The sequence below is a fragment of the Lysinibacillus sp. FJAT-14222 genome, from assembly GCF_001278875.1.
Lineage (GTDB): Bacteria > Bacillota > Bacilli > Bacillales_A > Planococcaceae > Lysinibacillus > Lysinibacillus agricola.
Genome location: NZ_LIYL01000020.1, coordinates 20,204 through 37,111, shown reverse-complemented (window position 1 = coordinate 37,111; position 16,908 = coordinate 20,204). Strand labels below are relative to the sequence as shown.

At 38.4% G+C, this 16,908-nt stretch carries 15 protein-coding genes; all 15 read right to left on the bottom strand.

Going from position 1 to position 16,908, the window contains the following annotated elements; genetic code table 11:
- Positions 1-297 precede the first annotated feature (297 nt).
- A complete protein-coding gene (locus AN161_RS09495) occupies positions 298-735 on the bottom strand; it encodes a S1 domain-containing RNA-binding protein (RefSeq protein ID WP_008180281.1) in 438 nt (145 codons plus the stop codon).
- 134 nt (positions 736-869) lie between these two features.
- Positions 870-1,304: a septum formation initiator family protein gene (locus AN161_RS09490; protein WP_053594120.1), complete on the bottom strand. Its 435-nt coding sequence runs from the start codon at positions 1,302-1,304 to the stop codon at positions 870-872.
- Between the two features lie 17 nt (positions 1,305-1,321).
- Positions 1,322-1,813, bottom strand: a complete 492-nt coding sequence (yabQ, locus tag AN161_RS09485; protein ID WP_053594119.1) for a spore cortex biosynthesis protein YabQ — start codon at positions 1,811-1,813, stop codon at positions 1,322-1,324.
- Positions 1,810-2,109, bottom strand: a complete 300-nt coding sequence (gene yabP, locus AN161_RS09480) for a sporulation protein YabP (RefSeq protein ID WP_004229167.1) — start codon at positions 2,107-2,109, stop codon at positions 1,810-1,812. Before yabP ends, yabQ begins: the two co-directional genes overlap by 4 nt.
- A 175-nt stretch (positions 2,110-2,284) precedes the next feature.
- A complete protein-coding gene (locus tag AN161_RS09475) occupies positions 2,285-2,575 on the bottom strand; it encodes an RNA-binding S4 domain-containing protein (protein ID WP_053594118.1) in 291 nt (96 codons plus the stop codon).
- Between the two features lie 4 nt (positions 2,576-2,579).
- Positions 2,580-4,040 (bottom strand): nucleoside triphosphate pyrophosphohydrolase, encoded by a 1,461-nt coding sequence (gene mazG / locus AN161_RS09470; protein ID WP_053594117.1) that lies wholly within the window; start codon positions 4,038-4,040, stop codon positions 2,580-2,582.
- Positions 4,041-4,049: 9 nt separating this feature from the next.
- Positions 4,050-5,672 (bottom strand): polysaccharide biosynthesis protein, encoded by a 1,623-nt coding sequence (locus AN161_RS09465; RefSeq protein ID WP_053594116.1) that lies wholly within the window; start codon positions 5,670-5,672, stop codon positions 4,050-4,052.
- Positions 5,673-5,960: 288 nt separating this feature from the next.
- Entirely contained in the window at positions 5,961-6,497 is a 537-nt protein-coding gene (spoVT, locus tag AN161_RS09460) for a stage V sporulation protein T (RefSeq protein WP_053594115.1), read from the bottom strand.
- 637 nt (positions 6,498-7,134) lie between these two features.
- On the bottom strand, positions 7,135-10,647 hold the full coding sequence (mfd, locus tag AN161_RS09455) for a transcription-repair coupling factor (protein ID WP_053594114.1): 3,513 nt from the start codon (positions 10,645-10,647) through the stop codon (positions 7,135-7,137).
- 138 nt (positions 10,648-10,785) lie between these two features.
- Positions 10,786-11,013 (bottom strand): anti-sigma-F factor Fin, encoded by a 228-nt coding sequence (locus AN161_RS09450; RefSeq protein ID WP_053594113.1) that lies wholly within the window; start codon positions 11,011-11,013, stop codon positions 10,786-10,788.
- Between the two features lie 414 nt (positions 11,014-11,427).
- Complete coding sequence (gene pth / locus AN161_RS09445; protein ID WP_053594112.1) at positions 11,428-11,988, bottom strand: aminoacyl-tRNA hydrolase; 561 nt, start codon at positions 11,986-11,988, stop codon at positions 11,428-11,430.
- Between the two features lie 343 nt (positions 11,989-12,331).
- Entirely contained in the window at positions 12,332-12,922 is a 591-nt protein-coding gene (locus tag AN161_RS09440; protein ID WP_053594111.1) for a 50S ribosomal protein L25/general stress protein Ctc, read from the bottom strand.
- Positions 12,923-13,425: 503 nt separating this feature from the next.
- Positions 13,426-14,385, bottom strand: coding sequence for a ribose-phosphate diphosphokinase (locus tag AN161_RS09430; protein WP_053594109.1), 960 nt, complete (start codon positions 14,383-14,385; stop codon positions 13,426-13,428).
- 24 nt (positions 14,386-14,409) lie between these two features.
- Entirely contained in the window at positions 14,410-15,780 is a 1,371-nt protein-coding gene (gene glmU, locus AN161_RS09425; protein WP_053594108.1) for a bifunctional UDP-N-acetylglucosamine diphosphorylase/glucosamine-1-phosphate N-acetyltransferase GlmU, read from the bottom strand.
- Between the two features lie 547 nt (positions 15,781-16,327).
- Positions 16,328-16,630, bottom strand: coding sequence for a septation regulator SpoVG (gene spoVG, locus AN161_RS09420; protein ID WP_053594107.1), 303 nt, complete (start codon positions 16,628-16,630; stop codon positions 16,328-16,330).
- Positions 16,631-16,908: the final 278 nt, after the last annotated feature.

Below are 16,908 nucleotides of genomic sequence, written 5' to 3'. Positions count from 1 at the left end.
TTCATGATGCAGGTCAGTTAGCCGTTATCGCATGGATGCGATGATTTTAGGCTAACATCCTTTTTAAGCACTCCTTTCCGATTTCCGTGACATCCGCCAGAGGCTTTAACTTCTTTCGGCGGATGTTTGTACACCCGCTGAAAAGTAACTTAGACCCGCATTCATTTTTACCTGTCGCTACGCTTTCGATACATAAGACATTTGCTGAAATAAGTTAAAAAAAGGGATTAGCTTTATTAAAAAGCTAATCCCAACTCTATTTAATACACTTTTTCTACGATTAAAACAGTCAGCAAACTACCCTCTTCTAGCTCCGCGACCACCGCGTTTTGACTCTGTAGCACGTTTAAGTGTTGCTAGGCGTTCATCACTATCTTTTAAGAAACGAGCCATTTTTTGCTCAAAATTCTCTTTTGGCTGATGACGATCGTTGCGATCATTAGAACGATTATCGCGACGTGGACGTGCTGGACGCTCTGGTCTCTCTGGTCTCTCTGCTTGAGGCTTTGCTTTACGGATTGAAAGACCGATCTTTCCGTCCGCTTCAACATTCATCACTTTTACTTCAACTTCATCTCCAACTTTTAGATGCTCATTGATATCTTTTACATAATTGTCAGCAACTTCACTGATGTGTACTAAGCCTGTTTTGCCATCTGGCAGCTCAACGAATGCTCCAAAATTTGTGATTCCTGTTACTTTACCTTGTACCTTGCTGCCTACTTCAATTGACATAAAAAAAATGCTCCTCCTTAAAAATTAAGCGACTCATTTGAGTCATGTAATCAATTTAATCAAACTTTTTACTGCAATAAGTTTCTCTTTTCATTATATATAACTAAAAAAGAGTGTCAACAATACATAGCTTTTCAGTCGTCTTTTTTATCTTTCTTTTGTGGTATTTCGTCCTTTTTATCTTTCTCTTCCGGTATTATGAAAATAATTTCACCTTCTTCGGATAAGAAATAATCTTTGCGTAATAACTTCGCGATGTATTCATCATCTTCTAACTGTTTAATTTTAAGATTTAATGAATCTCGTTCGTCATTCAATTCAGAGAGATGCTGATTCGCTTCATCCTTTTTCAGCTCTTTCGTAGCTAGCGTTTCATTTTGATGCGAAAGTATATTGAAGAGAAAGGCAATAATACCGACTGGCACAATCGCAAAAAAGACAATACGGCGCATTTTTCGTTTCCGCGCTTGCATTTTACGATTTATAGCTTTATCCGTGTTACGGACATAGTCATTATCAAGTTTAGTAAAGTTTTGTTGGTCATCATTTGATGAACGACGTCTAGTCATGCCCGCACCTCCGAAAATTATTGTTGTCTTTTATTATACTTGATAAATCGGAATTTTTTTAAAAAAGTGTAGGACAAATACGAATAAATTTTGACAAAAGGTCTTAAAACAAACGATCCAATATTTATCAATATATTCAAAATTTGTCGAATGATAGCAATTATTATTCGTACGATGAACCACAAGGGTCTCCATGTTATATTCACCACAACCCTTGCGACGAAACGTAAAAAAGTTTGAAAAAACGTTTGATACAAAAAAATTCCGGCTATTTGCGCTAGCGGGTCATAAGCCCGCCAAGCGCCATCCTTCAGCCAAAATAATAAATAGTATGTCAGGCCTCCAAGTAGAATCCAAGTAAGTAATTCAAATACCATTGTCCATCTTCGAAGGCTTGACCTTTTTGGAGTTGAAAAAACAATGAGCCTTACACTATCAATAATGAACCCGACTGCTATACCGCTCAAAACCATGACTAATAGCTGAACAAATTGTTCACTGACAATCATCCAAACAATTTATGAAGGAAACCTTTCGAGAAGCCACTTTCCTCCTCGTCATACTGTAAGGTTTTTACAGTTCCTTCGAGTGTCAATAACCCTTTGTCAACATCTAAATGAACGATATGCAGTTCCTCTCCACGGATTAACAAATGCCCTTGGGACGTCTTGATGAAAAACTCTTCCTGATCAAAGCGTTCAATTGATTTTACAGAAGTCATGTCCATTCTTTTACGATTACGAATCGTTAAAATATGCTCTCCAGATGGAATTGTGTAACGATTACTTTCTTGATGTAGCGTCATTTTCTTCCTCCTTTAGTCGTCCTAGCTTCTGTTCACTTTATGCGGACAACCTTAAAAGCATGACAACTTTATTAAAGTTGTACACTTTTATCCCCACTCAGCATATTTATAGCAAAAGCAAAGCGACAACTTCAGAAGACTCTTACATATATTGTTAAGGTGCTGTTAAGTTTTATTAGTCCTCGTCATCAATAAATTCAGGATCAATTTTTTCTAGACGCTCTTCTTTCAGAATAGTAAACATTTTTGCTGCATCTTCTTTTTTCACAGTATCACGTAATTCTTCTACACGTGCTGTCACAATTTTTTGCCCAAAACGTATGGCTAGCTCATCGCCTGCTTTAACAGTACTACTAGCCTTTGCTACTTTACCGTTTATCGTAATACGACCTTGGTCTGCCACTTCTTTTGCTAATGTACGACGCTTAATTAAACGTGATACTTTTAAAAATTTATCTAATCGCATATTTTTACTCCTTTTCTAGCTGCTTCGCTTCATTCCAGAAAGCATCTAATTGTTCTAATGTATAATCAGAAAACGGCTTTCCACTTTCCTTTACCTTCGCTTCCACATATCCAAAGCGTCTCGCAAACTTCTCATTCGCATGTAACATAGCCTCTTCTGGAGATAGCTTGTAGAAACGTGCTAAATTCACAAGTGTGAACAATACATCTCCAAATTCATCAAGACGTGACGTATTTGTACCATTCGTCACCTCATGACGAAATTCCTGCCACTCCTCTGCAAACTTGTCCCATGCACCATCCACATCAGGCCAATCAAATCCTACCTTTGCAGCTCTTTTTTGATAATTATACGCTGTTTGTAGAGCAGAGGAAGCCCGATATTCCTCTTTTAATAGCGGCTTATCACTTATACCCTTTTCTTCTGCTTTTATAACTTCCCAATTGGCTACAACTCCCTCTGCATCTTCCACCGATACATCTCCAAATACATGCGGATGTCGACGAATCATTTTTTCACTAATTGAAGCTAAAACATCCTCCAACGTAAAGTAGCCTTGATCTTCTCCGATTTGTGCATGAAGGAATACTTGTAATAGTACATCTCCAAGCTCCTCGATCATCGCAAAGTCATCCTCTGCATCCACTGCTGCCAAATATTCGTGTGCTTCTTCTAGTAAATACTTTTTCAGCGATTCATGCGTTTGCTTTTGATCCCACGGACAGCCATTCGGACCTCGTAAAATAGCAATAATTTGACGGAAGGTTGTCCAGTCTCGTAATGCCTCTTCTTGTGATTTCACAGGTGGTACATATACCGTTGTTAAATTGTTCACCTCAACGCTTTGGTCAAGTTCATAAAGTGGTACTGTCACCAGCTTTTCCTGTGACGAGCCCGCTGCTGTAACAACTGTAACAGGGTATTCGTCATCGTATTTCTCCATTAACGTTAGCTTTACTTCTGATGCACTGAATGAATCATATACTTGGGCTATTAAAATATGTTGACGCATGTTGATGTCATGCATAGAAAAGCTAGTGCCATCAAGTAGTTGAAAGCCCTCAATTGGATCAATTTTCAACGCGCCAAAAATTGGATCTAAGAAACTTTGCCCACCTTCAATGACTAAATTTACTTTCCCCTCATCCGCAGCTGCAATAAGCAATTGTACAGTCTGCTCTGCAACAAGTGGATGTCCTGGTACAGCGTACATCACATCTTCAATTGCTGCCGCAGTCACAAGCTTTTCTGCAATTTCTTCATACACAGGCTGGAATGAATTATATTTTTCATAAACACCGTCAAAGCTTTCAAATTGTAAGCCCTCCGTTGACAATTCATCTAATACAGGATGATCCACTGTTCGAACATATAATTTTCTAGCTGCCTTTAATTTTTTATAGACACCCATTTGCAGCTGATTAAAGTCACCTGCACCTAATCCTATAACTGTTAAAGTATTCAATCAATCCACCTACTTCTTCCGATTTAACCATAATTGATAAACAGCCATTCTGCGCCCAAACGGCAGTAAGTACCACTCTTTTTCAGCAAGCACTCGTAACTTTGCAATTACTGTAATCATTACAAATGCTCCTAAACACACGGCCGTTAAACTTGCTATCACTGCGACAAATCGAGGTGATAGATATTGGTTTAATAACGTTGGTACAAACTGTAGCCAAACTAGTATTACAGCTGCCATGCTGAATGATGCAACACCAATTTTTTTGTAAAAACTTGCTGGCGCTAATTGAATAGCCGTCATTTTCTTTAAATAGAAAACAAGCATCAGTGCTGTAAACAATAGACCCAAATTGTTAGCAATGGCCGCACCTAATACACCAAATAAATTAATTGTCAGCACATTCAATATTATTTTTAATATAAAACCTACAATCAAAAATAAAGCTGGCTTTTTTAATTTTCCATAACCTTGCAGAATAGCTGTAAATGTCAAAATAATTGACAAAGGAACAATCTGTAACACATATATCATAAGCACTTCCGACAGCGCATCTGTTTTAAAGAGCATTGCATTAATATAAGGCATAATGAGTATTAAACCTAGAGATGCTGCCCATCCAAATAATACAGACGCTCTATACGTTAGCTGAATAAACGGTATTGCGCTACGGCCTTCTTGTTTTTTGTTCATATGTGCAACAAGAGGCACAATAGCGAGTGAAAGTGAAGAAGCAATGACAACTCCGAGCTGTACCAGTGGCTGCCCACGGTCATAAATACCTTTTGTTTCCTTAGCTATCGTCTGTTCCATTCCACCTTCGATTAATAGTGAATAAATAGTAAAGGAATCAACTAGCTGATAGCCTAACAATAATAGGCCACTCATGCTTACACTTAAGCTTAGCAATGTTACCTCTTTAATAACGGGAAAACTTTCGATACGTTGCTGTTGCTTCTTGTCTTTAAATAGGCCAAAACGTTTTTTAAAGATAAACGCAAGTAATAAAAAGCCTACAACTTCACCAATGACTGTACCTATAATGGCCATTTGTCCAGCACTATATAGCGATTTTGTCGTCGTCATAATGATAAATGTACCTGCTAAAATGACAGATACTCTAACAGCCTGTTCAAGGACTTGTGCGTAAGCAATCGGCTCCATAATGCCTCTTGATTGGAAGCCGCCCTTTAAAATAGCAAGAGCTGGCATGACAAGCACTATAAATGAACCAGTCCGTATTAAAGGCGCTAGTTGAGTATCACCCATGAGCTGTGCAAGTATTTCAGCACCTCCAAATAAAACAGCAAAAAACAACAACGACAGTACTGTTAAATAACGAAAAACAATACGCATAGTACTGCTCCGTTTCTGATTTCGCTCCAGTGGGTCTAAAATACAATCATTATCTGCTAACATTTTAGAAATGGCTACTGCAAAGCCACTCGATGTCCATACGACAAAAATAGATATAATTGGATACACCTGCTGGTAAATATAAAACCCTTCATCACCAACAAGATTTTGAAAAGGCACACGATAAATTGCACTAAGAACCTTCACAATAAGAGCAGCAATTGTAAGTAAGGCCGCGCCCTTCATGTAGCTTTTCATGCCAAAACGTTCCGACATAAATTGCCCTCTTTCCTTCTATAACAATGCCAATAGTATAGCATACCTCAAAAGTTTGACGCTCTCGATAGCACCACCATAAAGTGAAATTTTAATCAGTGGGGGTTTCCACTGATTATTAGTTTTCACGGGCTTTTACGGGCAGTTGATCTCCCCCCTTACTTCTCCACTTTCGGTACAGATAAATTACTGCCCGTTAATGCGGGATAAATATTCTGTATACAACTATGTACGAAAAAAAAGTTATTGTTCAGCCTAAAAGGTCAGCGCAATAACTTTAAATTTTTATCAACTATTCATTTGTTTAGCTAAGAAACTAGCAGCTGTTTCCGCAACTTTTACTTCAACCTCACCGACAAAATGTACCTTAGATAAAACGATAATACAGCCGATTGGATCCCCATTCACCATAATAGGCGTTGCACAATATGACTTTACTTGCTCATATTGTCCAGGAACAATCTCTATAGTTGTTTCCATTTTTTCTATTTTTGTTGACCGCTCGTCCATAAAACTTTCCGCAAAGGATGTAATACGACGATTAATATACTCTTTCTTACCGATTCCTGAGACAGCAATTACTTCATCTCGGTCAGTTACAAATGCTGGAGTACCTAATGTCTCATACAATGTTTCAACATATTCTCTTGCAAATTCCCCCAGGTCATTTATTGGAGAATATTTCTTTAAAATGACTTCGCCTTCGCGGTCTGTATAAATTTCTAGCGGGTCACCCTCACGAATACGCAGCGTCCTACGAATTTCTTTTGGAATAACCACACGCCCTAAATCATCAATACGACGAACAATTCCTGTTGCCTTCATTCTTAATGCCTCGCTTTCGCTACAATGAAATTTTTATTCAACTATAGTATGGTTTTTTATGAAGCAATCTATGCAAAAACTGAAGAAAAAGGATTTCACAGCCAACAATATTTTTAAAAAAACCTTGAAAGCCCAAATTGTGCTTTAAATACTTTTGCATGTAGAATTTTAACTTCAATCACTTATCTTAGCAGGTGTGTTGATTAACCATTTTTATCCATCCTAATTAATTAGAAGGCGCTGATTTCCGCTACGGGCTACTCGCTTTCCCGCGGGAAGCTTTGCTCTGCGACGAAAGCGAAGCGACAGGAACACTCGAGTAGCCCTTCGCTACAATCAGAAAAAATGGGCACACATAAGCAAAATATCAATAAAAAAATCCTTTTATCGCTCAATAATAAACCTATATTTTCCTAATCAACACTTGTTATCTTAGATTAACCACAGAACAAATTTCTATAAATGATTTCTGAAAAAATTTATTGAGCGATAATAACCAATTCAATTTTGACATTTCGACGCTCGTTGCCGATCATTATCCTTAAGAGCTATAATCAGCTTTTCTCGTTTTGCAGAAGAGCCCTACTAAACAAGAAAAGCTGATCATTACCCTCGAGAGGTAAGATCAGCTTTTCTTCTATTGCTGTTTTTTTGCTTTAGCAATAATTTGCATCATTTCTTCTAAAATATCAAAGGGTTGATATTTTCCACATTTTCGTTCATCAATCGTTAATTTCAATTGCATACTATCCATCCCAAAACCGACGGCACGCTCAAATTTCATGGATTCTTCAACAACTTTACCGCCATCAACTTGTGCTGTACCTTCTTCAGTCAACAATATTGTGATGACCTTTTGCTTTTCTTTCACAGATATTACGCCTGCACCTAGGCCCCATACCTTCATACGTGCAATTCGCAGTAAGCGCTCGGTTTCAATCGGAAGATCACCGAAGCGATCCTCTAATTCCTCCATGATTTCGCTGTACTCCTCTACTTGATCCATTGCTTTAATACGTTTATACATTTGAATTTTTTGATAGCCGTCAGGAATGTATACATCCGGGATATACGCATCAACACTCAATAAAATTTCAATGTCAGGCTTCTCTTCTTTTTTCACACCTGTTTGACGCTCAGCAATCGCCTCTTCCAGCATTTGTGAATACAAGTCAAAACCGACAGAATCAATAAAGCCATGCTGTTGTGCTCCAAGTAGGTTACCAGCACCACGAATAGATAAGTCACGCATAGCAATTTTAAAGCCTGAACCTAACTCTGTGAATTCTTTAATCGCCTGTAATCGTTGCTCAGCCACATCTGTAAGAACTTTATCACGTTGATACATAAAGTATGCATATGCCACCCTATTTGAACGCCCAACACGGCCACGCAATTGATAAAGCTGCGCTAAGCCCATTCGATCAGCATCGTGAACAATCAATGTGTTCACATTTGGTATATCCACACCCGTCTCGATAATGGTTGTCGTCACAAGTACATCATAGTCACCTTCTAAAAAGGCTAATATGACAGATTCTAATTCTGATTCCGTCATTTTACCGTGTGCATGCCCAACACGTGCTTCTGGGACAAGCATTTGAATTTCATCAACTTTACGGGCCATATCTTCTACACGATTGTATAAGTAGAATACTTGACCACCACGCGCCATTTCTCTCTCAATAGCTTCTCGCACTAATGCACCGCTATGCTCCATTACATAGGTTTGCACAGGGAAACGGTTTGCTGGCGGGGTTTCTATTACCGATAAATCACGAACACCTACCATCGACATATGAAGAGTTCTTGGAATCGGAGTTGCCGTTAGCGTTAATACATCAACATTCGTTTTTAGTTGTTTAATTTTTTCCTTATGCGTTACACCAAAACGTTGCTCCTCATCAACAATTAGCAGTCCAAGATCTTGGAATAATAAATCTTTAGATAAAATTCGATGCGTTCCAATGACAATATCAACTTGCCCTTCTTTTAGACCCTTTAACGTCGCTGTTTGCTCTTTTTTTGTACGGAAACGAGACAAGAGGCCTACATTAATAGCAAAGTCTTGGAACCGCTCACGAATCGTTTCGTAATGTTGCTGCGCTAAAATCGTTGTCGGCACAAGGAACGCTACTTGCTTGCCATCTTGAATTGCTTTAAATGCAGCACGAATCGCTACCTCCGTTTTACCATACCCTACGTCTCCACATACAAGACGATCCATAGGGCGTTCACGCTCCATATCGCGTTTTACTTCAATAATTGAACGTAGCTGATCTTCTGTTTCTTCATAAGGGAATGAAGCCTCAAAATTGCGCTGATCATCGTTGTCAATCGCAAATGCATGGCCCTTCTCTGCTTCACGTTTCGCATACAGTTTAATTAAATCATCAGCAATATCTTGCACAGCAGAGGATACTTTTGCTTTGGCTTTTTTCCACTCTGCTCCACCTAGTTTATGTAGCTTCGGTTCACGGTCTTCAGATGCCACATATTTTTGAATTAAATCTATTTGCTCTACTGGTACATATAACTTATCATCTGCGCGGTATCGAATGTGTAAGTAATCCTTATGTGTACCATTTACCTCTAACGTTTCTACACCAATATATTTACCAATACCATGATGTACATGTACAACATAATCGCCAGGTTTAATTTCTGTATAGCTTTTAATACGTTCTGCGTTGGTCATTTTTTGAGGACGCGCTTTTTTCTTCGCCTGTTGTTTAAATAGTTCATCCTCGGTCACAATCACCAAACGTTGTAGCGGTAATTCAAAGCCATTGGACAACGTGCCATCTACAATATAAATACCCGATTCTGTCGGATCACCAATTGTCGTATGGATATCATACTCCTCAAGCATTTGCTGTACACGTTTAACACGATCTTTATCTCGCGCAACAATTAGTACTGTAAATTTACCAAGTAGCCAGCGTTCAACCTCACTTTGTAATAATGACATTTGGCCATGGAATTGCTGCATTGGTTTACAAGAAAAGTTTGTCGTCTTATTAAAGGTTACACCCGCAAATGTTCGTGAAAATAATGAGAAATATAGTTTTTGCTGAGACAGCATTGCTAGAATTTCTTTCAAAGAGAATGCCGGCTTTACATCATGCACCATTTTACCTTCTTCAATTAGCGATAAAAACCATTCATCCTCTTCACGCTCCCAGGCATCCATAACCTCCTGAATACGTCCGAGCTCATCAAACAGCACAATGCCATCATGCGCAAAATAATCTCCCAAATATGCTGTTTTCTCATACAATAACGAGCCATATTTATTTACGTAGTCTGGTAAATTCCCTTGCTGTAACAATTCAATATCATATTGAATATGCTGATACAGTAGCTCCTTAGTCTCCTGTTTTTTGACTTTCTTTAAGCTTGTCGCTAATGCAGCTTCTAAACGACCTGCCAATGCCATTCTTTCTTCCTTTGTCAAAATAACTTCTGACGCGGGTAGGATACGAACTTTCTGCAATTTATCAATTGAACGTTGATCGTCCGCAGAAAATGTTCGAATTGAGTCCACTTCGGTATCAAATAACTCTATACGAATCGGCGACTCTAGATATGGAGGATAAATATCTAATATGCCGCCACGTAGCGCGAATTCTCCAGGTGTAGTCACCATTGAATTACGTACGTAGCCCATCTCTACTAACGTTTGCAGCCATTCATCAATTTGAATTTCCTCACCTACTGCTATTTGTAAAAAATATTGTAGCCAATGCCCCTTAGGCTGCATTATTTTGCGTAAGCCCGCAACTGGTATCACATAAACAGCTTTTTCACCTCTAGCTAGGCAATCAAGGGTTGCAATACGCTCAGCACGTAACTCTGGAGAGGCAACAGACAAATCTGCGGCAATAAACTCATCGGCAGGATAATAATGAACATGCTCCTCACCTAAAAGTCCCACAAGCTCGTCGGCCATTTTTTGTGCCTGCAATAGGTTAGGAGATACAATATAGATAGGTTTTTTTACATATTCAAATAACGCATCGACCATTACCGGGCGCGCGCTTCCAGTTAATCCTGTAATAAGCTGTGATGCAGTATGACCGCTCTGAATCTCCTGTAAAAATGATGTGATATGTTTGTCCTGCGTCACAAGCTGTCGTAAAACTTCCAAAGTCAAAAGCTCCTTTCAGCGCATAATTCTATTCGCCATTACTAGTAATCTAGTACTATAATACGCATCTTTATTTTATTATTTTTTAAACGGAAAAAGCTTTGAACGCACGCGATGTGCGCCAAAGCATCCTTCCAATTATTGAATCCATTTATTGAGTGCGTGATAATCTGGATATTGTCTCAGCGAATCCTCACATTGCTCACAAATGCAGTGCACAGTCGTTTGTCCATGTCGATCTTTCTCAACATAATCATCCGCTTCACCCAATTCTAAAATATGCAGTTTTCGAATTGTATCATCTGCATCAAATGGTAGCGTCCCTATTTCTACTTCACAATGCCGACATCGATAGCGAACTGACATCTCCAAATCATCCTCCTTTAAGCAACTTACTACTTAAAGTATAGACATTTCCAAAAAAGATTATGCACTTTCAATTTTGCCTTAGCGTATTGTTTCTTCAAAATAGAGAATAGTTTTTGCATTGTGTTAAAGACTATACGATACAATTTAGTTAGCTGTAATCACAGGAAAAAACATGACATCCGCCAGAGGCTTTAACTTCTTTCAGCGGGTGTTTGGACACGAAAAGTAGCTTAAATCCGCATTCATCTCACCAGCTACAGAGGTTGGAGACTTCTGTACCTGTCGCTACGCTATCGGTACAAAAGACATTTGTAGCTGACGCTTCGCTTTCGCTACAAAAGACATTTGCTGAAAGAAGTTAAATTGTCATCCTAGACAACTGTAATATCCACATTAAACTTTAACTAATGGTTACCCGTTAAAGTGATTCATCACATCAAGAAATGGCTTTGAAAGAGATGCTTCTACAGCATTTACACACTTTTCAATAGCGTCCCCAACGACAGCTTGATCTTCTTTTGAGAATTTCGATAACACGTAATCTGCTACCTTCATACCAGCTGGCGGGCGATTAACCCCAACACGGATGCGATTAAATTCTTGCGTGCCTAAATGCTGAATTAATGATTTAATACCATTATGTCCACCTGCACTACCTTTTTGACGCAGGCGTAATTTACCTGTTTCTAAATCTAAATCGTCATAAATAACAATTAACTCTTCCACATCAATATCAAAATAGTTCATAAGGGGACCAACACATTCCCCTGATAAATTCATATATGTTAAAGGTTTAACAAGTAGAACCTTTCCTTCAGGACGATGTACCGTTGCGTACATACCGTTAAACTTTGAATTAGTTAAAGGTGTACCCCATTTTTCAGCTAATGCATCAATAACATCAAAGCCAATATTATGTCTTGTCTGCTCATAAGGTTTACCTGGATTCCCTAAACCAACGATAATTTTCATAAGTACCCCTCTTCTTTCAAATCTAATAGTCATTATTTTACCATATCATGCACTAAGAAAGCATTTCGGACAATTTTTGAAAATTAAAAGTTCAATTATAGTTTGATATAATTGGAGAAGCCCTCAATTCAACCATACATACGAGAGAAATAGTTTTGAGTAGCATATGTAGTAAAGAACGATGACTCGTGCGGACAGAAGGCTCAAAGCTTTCGTGCGAATAACTCTTAATATGCTTTATTTGAAATATTTCTAAATAATTAAGCTGAAAAATTTTTACCAATGCAAAAGGCTACTAAAGAAGTTTTAGCCTTCTTTAGTAGCCTTTCCTTATCAAAATTTTTTACTCTTGTTCCTGTGCACTAGCTACCGTCTCTTCAGCGACAACAGCTGGAGCCATTATTGTTACCAATATATGCTCATTTTCACTAATAATATCAAAATCAATTGCATCTCGAATATCTGCCACCGTAATGGATTCACCAATTTTAAGTTTAGTGATATCAACTTCAATAGCTTCTGGTAAATCTGTCGGCCGTACTTTAATTTTCACCTCTAAGTTAGGCTGCATTAAAATGCCGCCTTCACTTATACCAACTGACTCTCCAACAAGTCTAATAGACACATCAGCTTCTATCGCTTCGGACATATTAATTGCCAAAAAGTCTACATGATTTACCTCATCTTTCAGAGAGCATTGTTGGATTTCTGACACAACAACATTCACTTTTTTCCCGTCTAACTCCATCGAAAACACACCGTTTTGCCCATTTTTTTGAATGGATTTTTTGAATTCCTTCGCTGAAATAGAAATTGGGGTAGAATCTAATTTATAGCCGTAAATAACCGCAGGAATGGCTCCCCCTTTTCTAAGTTGGGTTAATGTCGAACGATGCCCAGATTCGCGCTTTTTAACACTTAATACTGTACTCATATCTATACGTCCCCTTCCAAGAAAAATTATTTACGCCTTATCATTAATGTCACTTTGAAAAATTAATGACATTTGTTAAGGCTATTATAATATTTACCTCTATTTTGGTTCATCATCATAACGTGAGGTTGATTTCCGTTCCGACTGGGCGCNCGCAGATAAAACATTGCCGCTGACGCTTCGCTTTCGCGCAGATAAAACATTGCCGCTGACGCTTCGCTTTCGCGCAGAGCAGAGCTTCCTGGGGGCGTCCGATGAGCCCCAAGGAGTCGCCCAGTCTCCATTCGAATCAACTTTTTCATATAAAATACGTTTTAACAAAATGTATCCCCAACTTTAGGCGATAAACCTCTTAAAATAGTGTAAATATTATTAAGTCACAATTACTATTATACCCTTTTATAAGAAAATTCAAACAAAAAGGGTATATAAAAAAGGACAAATCTACTTGCAAACGTAGATTTGTCCTTAATAAGCCACATATCGGGATTTATTTATTTATATTAATCAAATAGAGTACTTACAGATTTATTTTCATAGACACGAGAGATTGCATCTGCCATCAATTTAGCTACTGAAAGCTCTGTAATTTTTGGAGATTTTTTATCTTCAGCAAGTTGGATTGTATTTGTTACAACTAATTCTTTAATCGAAGAGTTTTCGATACGCTCGATTGCTGGTCCTGATAATACTGGGTGAGAGCAGCAAGCATAAACTTCTTTCGCACCAGCAGCACGTAATGCATCCGCTCCGATTGTAATCGTACCTGCAGTGTCAATAATATCATCAATCAAGATTGCCACTTTACCATCAACATTACCAACAATGTTCATTACTTCTGCAACATTTGGTTTTGGACGGCGCTTGTCAATAATTGCAATAGGTGCTTTTAAACGTTCTGCCATTTTACGAGCACGTGTTACACCACCATGGTCTGGGGAAACAACAACGATTTCTTCTTCTGGGATACCTTTTGATTTGAAGTAATCAGATAATAAAGGCACTGCCATCAAGTGATCGATTAAAATATCGAAGAAACCTTGGATTTGTGGTGCATGTAAATCTAAAACGATAACACGTGTTGCACCAGCTGTTTCAAGTAAGTTTGCTACTAATTTAGCTGTAATTGGCTCGCGCGCTTTTGCTTTGCGGTCCTGACGAGCATAGCCATAATAAGGCATTACAACGTTTACTGTACGAGCAGATGCGCGTTTTACAGCATCTACCATAATTAAAAGCTCCATTAAATGTTCGTTTACAGGTGCAGAAGTAGACTGCACGATAAACACATCACAACCACGAATACTTTCTTCAATGCTAATTTGAACTTCTCCATCGCTGAAGTGCTTCACAGAAGATTTACCTAATTCAACACCCATTTCTTGCGCAATTTCTTGAGCAAGTGGATTATTAGAATTAAGTGAAAATATTTTTAATTGTGAGTTTGCATAATGATACGGCATGATGGCCTCCTGTTTAGTTGATAATTATTTTGAATTTAATTTGCTTACATAATTCGGTTTGTTTTCTTGTCTTGCACGAGCAATTGCAAGTGCATCCTCAGGAACTTCTTTTGTAATTGTAGATCCTGCTGCAATAAATGAACCTTTTCCAACTTTTACTGGTGCTACTAAGTTAGTATTACATCCTACAAATACATCATCTTCAATAATTGTTTGGAACTTGTTTTTCCCATCATAGTTTACTGTAATGGAACCACAACCAATATTGACGTTACTTCCTATTTCAGCATCGCCTATATAGCTTAAGTGTGATACTTTCGTGTCATTACCTAGTTTACTTTTCTTCACTTCTACAAAGTTACCAATCTTCACATGGCTACCAATATCAGAAAGTGGTCGAATATTAGCAAACGGTCCAATAGCTGTGTCTTCCGCTATAGCGCTTTCACGCACAACAGAAGAATGCACAGTTGTTCGATCGCCGATACGGCTATCTATGACTTGTGTGTTTGGCCCGATTATACAATCTTCACCAATAACAGTCGCACCTTCAATCATAGAACCTGGCTGAATAACAGTATCTCGGCCAATCACTGCGTCTACGCTAATATATGTTGCCTCTGGATTAATAATAGTGACACCGTTACGCATATGCTTTTCATTAATTCTTGTTCGCATTAGCGCCTCTGCTTGTGATAGAGCAACACGATCATTGACACCAAGTGTTTCTTCAAAATCTTCCGTTACATATGCTTCAACGACATCGCCTTGTTTTTGTAAAATTTCAATCACATCAGGTAAATAATACTCGCCCTGTGCATTGTCGTTTTTCACAAGTTTTAATGTCTCAAATAACGCTTTATTATCGAAGCAGTATGTGCCCGTATTAATTTCTTTAACTAATCGCTGCTCTGCTGAAGCATCTTTTTGCTCAACAATTTGCTCCACTTGTCCATTGTCGCCACGTAAAATACGACCATAGCCTGTTGGGTTTTCAGCAATAGCTGTTAAAATAGTGGCCTTGGCATTCTTTGCTTGGTGATGCTCGAACAAAGCTTGCATCGTTTCAGGGCGAATAAGTGGTGTATCACCACAAACAACTAATGTTGTCCCTTCTTCGCTGCCTAAAATTGCCTCAGCCTGTTGTACAGCATGAGCTGTCCCTAACTGTTCAGCCTGTAAAACATACTCGCTTTTATCGCCAAGCTGTTGTTTCACCTTTTCTGCACCGTGTCCTACAACCGTTACGATGCGATTCACATCTAACGTTTGAACGTGATCCACCACATGTTGTACCATTGGCTTCCCACATACTGGATGGAGCACTTTATATAATTTGGACTTCATACGTGTACCTTGACCTGCAGCCAAAATGACAGCAAAAACGTTGCTCATCTGTAAGTCCTCCAATACGCTCATTTTCTCTTATGACTATATAGCAAAATTCATCTATTTTCAAGGCATGTTGAGTTGACAAAAAGATGAATTTCCAAATCAAATGCACCTTATGCTCGAATGTTAATATGTATGTCCTAAAACTGCTCCTTTTCTCTTATTCTCAAAATAAAAAGAACTCTCCAATTAAGAAGAGCTCTAATTATCTATTATCACCCAATGTATACAAAAAGTGTAATAATGTGATTAACAACCATTAATATGGATTATCACTAAAAGTTATGGATGACATTTGTTAAACGTATGCCACTTATATAGGTTGATTGGAGGCTGGGCGACTCCTTGGGGATCACAACTTCACAGATGAGACCCTGGAGCGAGCCGGCAGAAGAACGAAGGCTAAAAGCATCACGACCTGTGATAAAGCCTTCGGACCAACATCCTGTTTGTGCTGTCTCTTCGCTTTTGCACAGCAACAAAGCGCCCAGTCGGAACGGAAATCAACCACACGTTATGGTGATGAGCATTAATATTTATTTCTTTGTAACTATACGCCAATTCCTTCTAATTCTTCTGTTTTTTCCGCCGCTTCTGCTTCGCTTGAATTATGGTACTCGTTTAAAATAATCTCCTGAATTTTATTACGAGTCGTTGAATTAATAGGATGCGCAATATCTCTAAATTCACCGTCCGGCGTTCGTTTACTTGGCATAGCAACGAACAAACCTGTATTACCATCGATCACACGAATATCGTGAACCACAAACTCATTGTCGAGTGTAATGGAAGCAATCGCACGCATGCGACCATCCGTCTGTACTCGACGTAATCTTACATCAGTAACTTCCATTTTCTCACCACCTCTCTTCTTAGATGTCTAAATGAAAATATAATATTCTTTATTACCGAATATTTTCCTTTTTATAGTCTATCAAATTTTCTAAAAAATTTGAATACTTATTAGTATAATATTTCCTCTAATTTACGTAAATTTTGACAATTGTTTGACAGTTGTTCTGATATTAGGTATGTTGATTCACCATTTTTTATCCATCCAAATTAATTAGAAGACTATGATTTCCGCTACGGCTACTTGCTTTCCTGCGAGCGGGAGTCGAGTTGCCCTAC

Excerpts from the sequence above, each read along its gene's own strand:
- AN161_RS09430 (WP_053594109.1), bottom strand. The coding sequence starts at position 14,385 with ATGCCGTATCATTATGCAAACTCACAATTAAAAATATTTTCACTTAAT.
- AN161_RS09440 (WP_053594111.1), bottom strand. The coding sequence starts at position 12,922 with ATGAGTACAGTATTAAGTGTTAAAAAGCGCGAATCTGGGCATCGTTCG.
- spoVT (WP_053594115.1), bottom strand. The coding sequence starts at position 6,497 with ATGAAGGCAACAGGAATTGTTCGTCGTATTGATGATTTAGGGCGTGTG.
- spoVG (WP_053594107.1), bottom strand. The coding sequence starts at position 16,630 with ATGGAAGTTACTGATGTAAGATTACGTCGAGTACAGACGGATGGTCGC.
- AN161_RS09450 (WP_053594113.1), bottom strand. The coding sequence starts at position 11,013 with ATGTCAGTTCGCTATCGATGTCGGCATTGTGAAGTAGAAATAGGGACG.
- AN161_RS09465 (WP_053594116.1), bottom strand. The coding sequence starts at position 5,672 with ATGTCGGAACGTTTTGGCATGAAAAGCTACATGAAGGGCGCGGCCTTA.
- AN161_RS09490 (WP_053594120.1), bottom strand. The coding sequence starts at position 1,304 with ATGACTAGACGTCGTTCATCAAATGATGACCAACAAAACTTTACTAAA.
- pth (WP_053594112.1), bottom strand. The coding sequence starts at position 11,988 with ATGAAAATTATCGTTGGTTTAGGGAATCCAGGTAAACCTTATGAGCAG.
- AN161_RS09475 (WP_053594118.1), bottom strand. The coding sequence starts at position 2,575 with ATGCGATTAGATAAATTTTTAAAAGTATCACGTTTAATTAAGCGTCGT.
- yabQ (WP_053594119.1), bottom strand. The coding sequence starts at position 1,813 with ATGATTGTCAGTGAACAATTTGTTCAGCTATTAGTCATGGTTTTGAGC.
- glmU (WP_053594108.1), bottom strand. The coding sequence starts at position 15,780 with ATGAGCAACGTTTTTGCTGTCATTTTGGCTGCAGGTCAAGGTACACGT.
- yabP (WP_004229167.1), bottom strand. The coding sequence starts at position 2,109 with ATGACGCTACATCAAGAAAGTAATCGTTACACAATTCCATCTGGAGAG.
- AN161_RS09495 (WP_008180281.1), bottom strand. The coding sequence starts at position 735 with ATGTCAATTGAAGTAGGCAGCAAGGTACAAGGTAAAGTAACAGGAATC.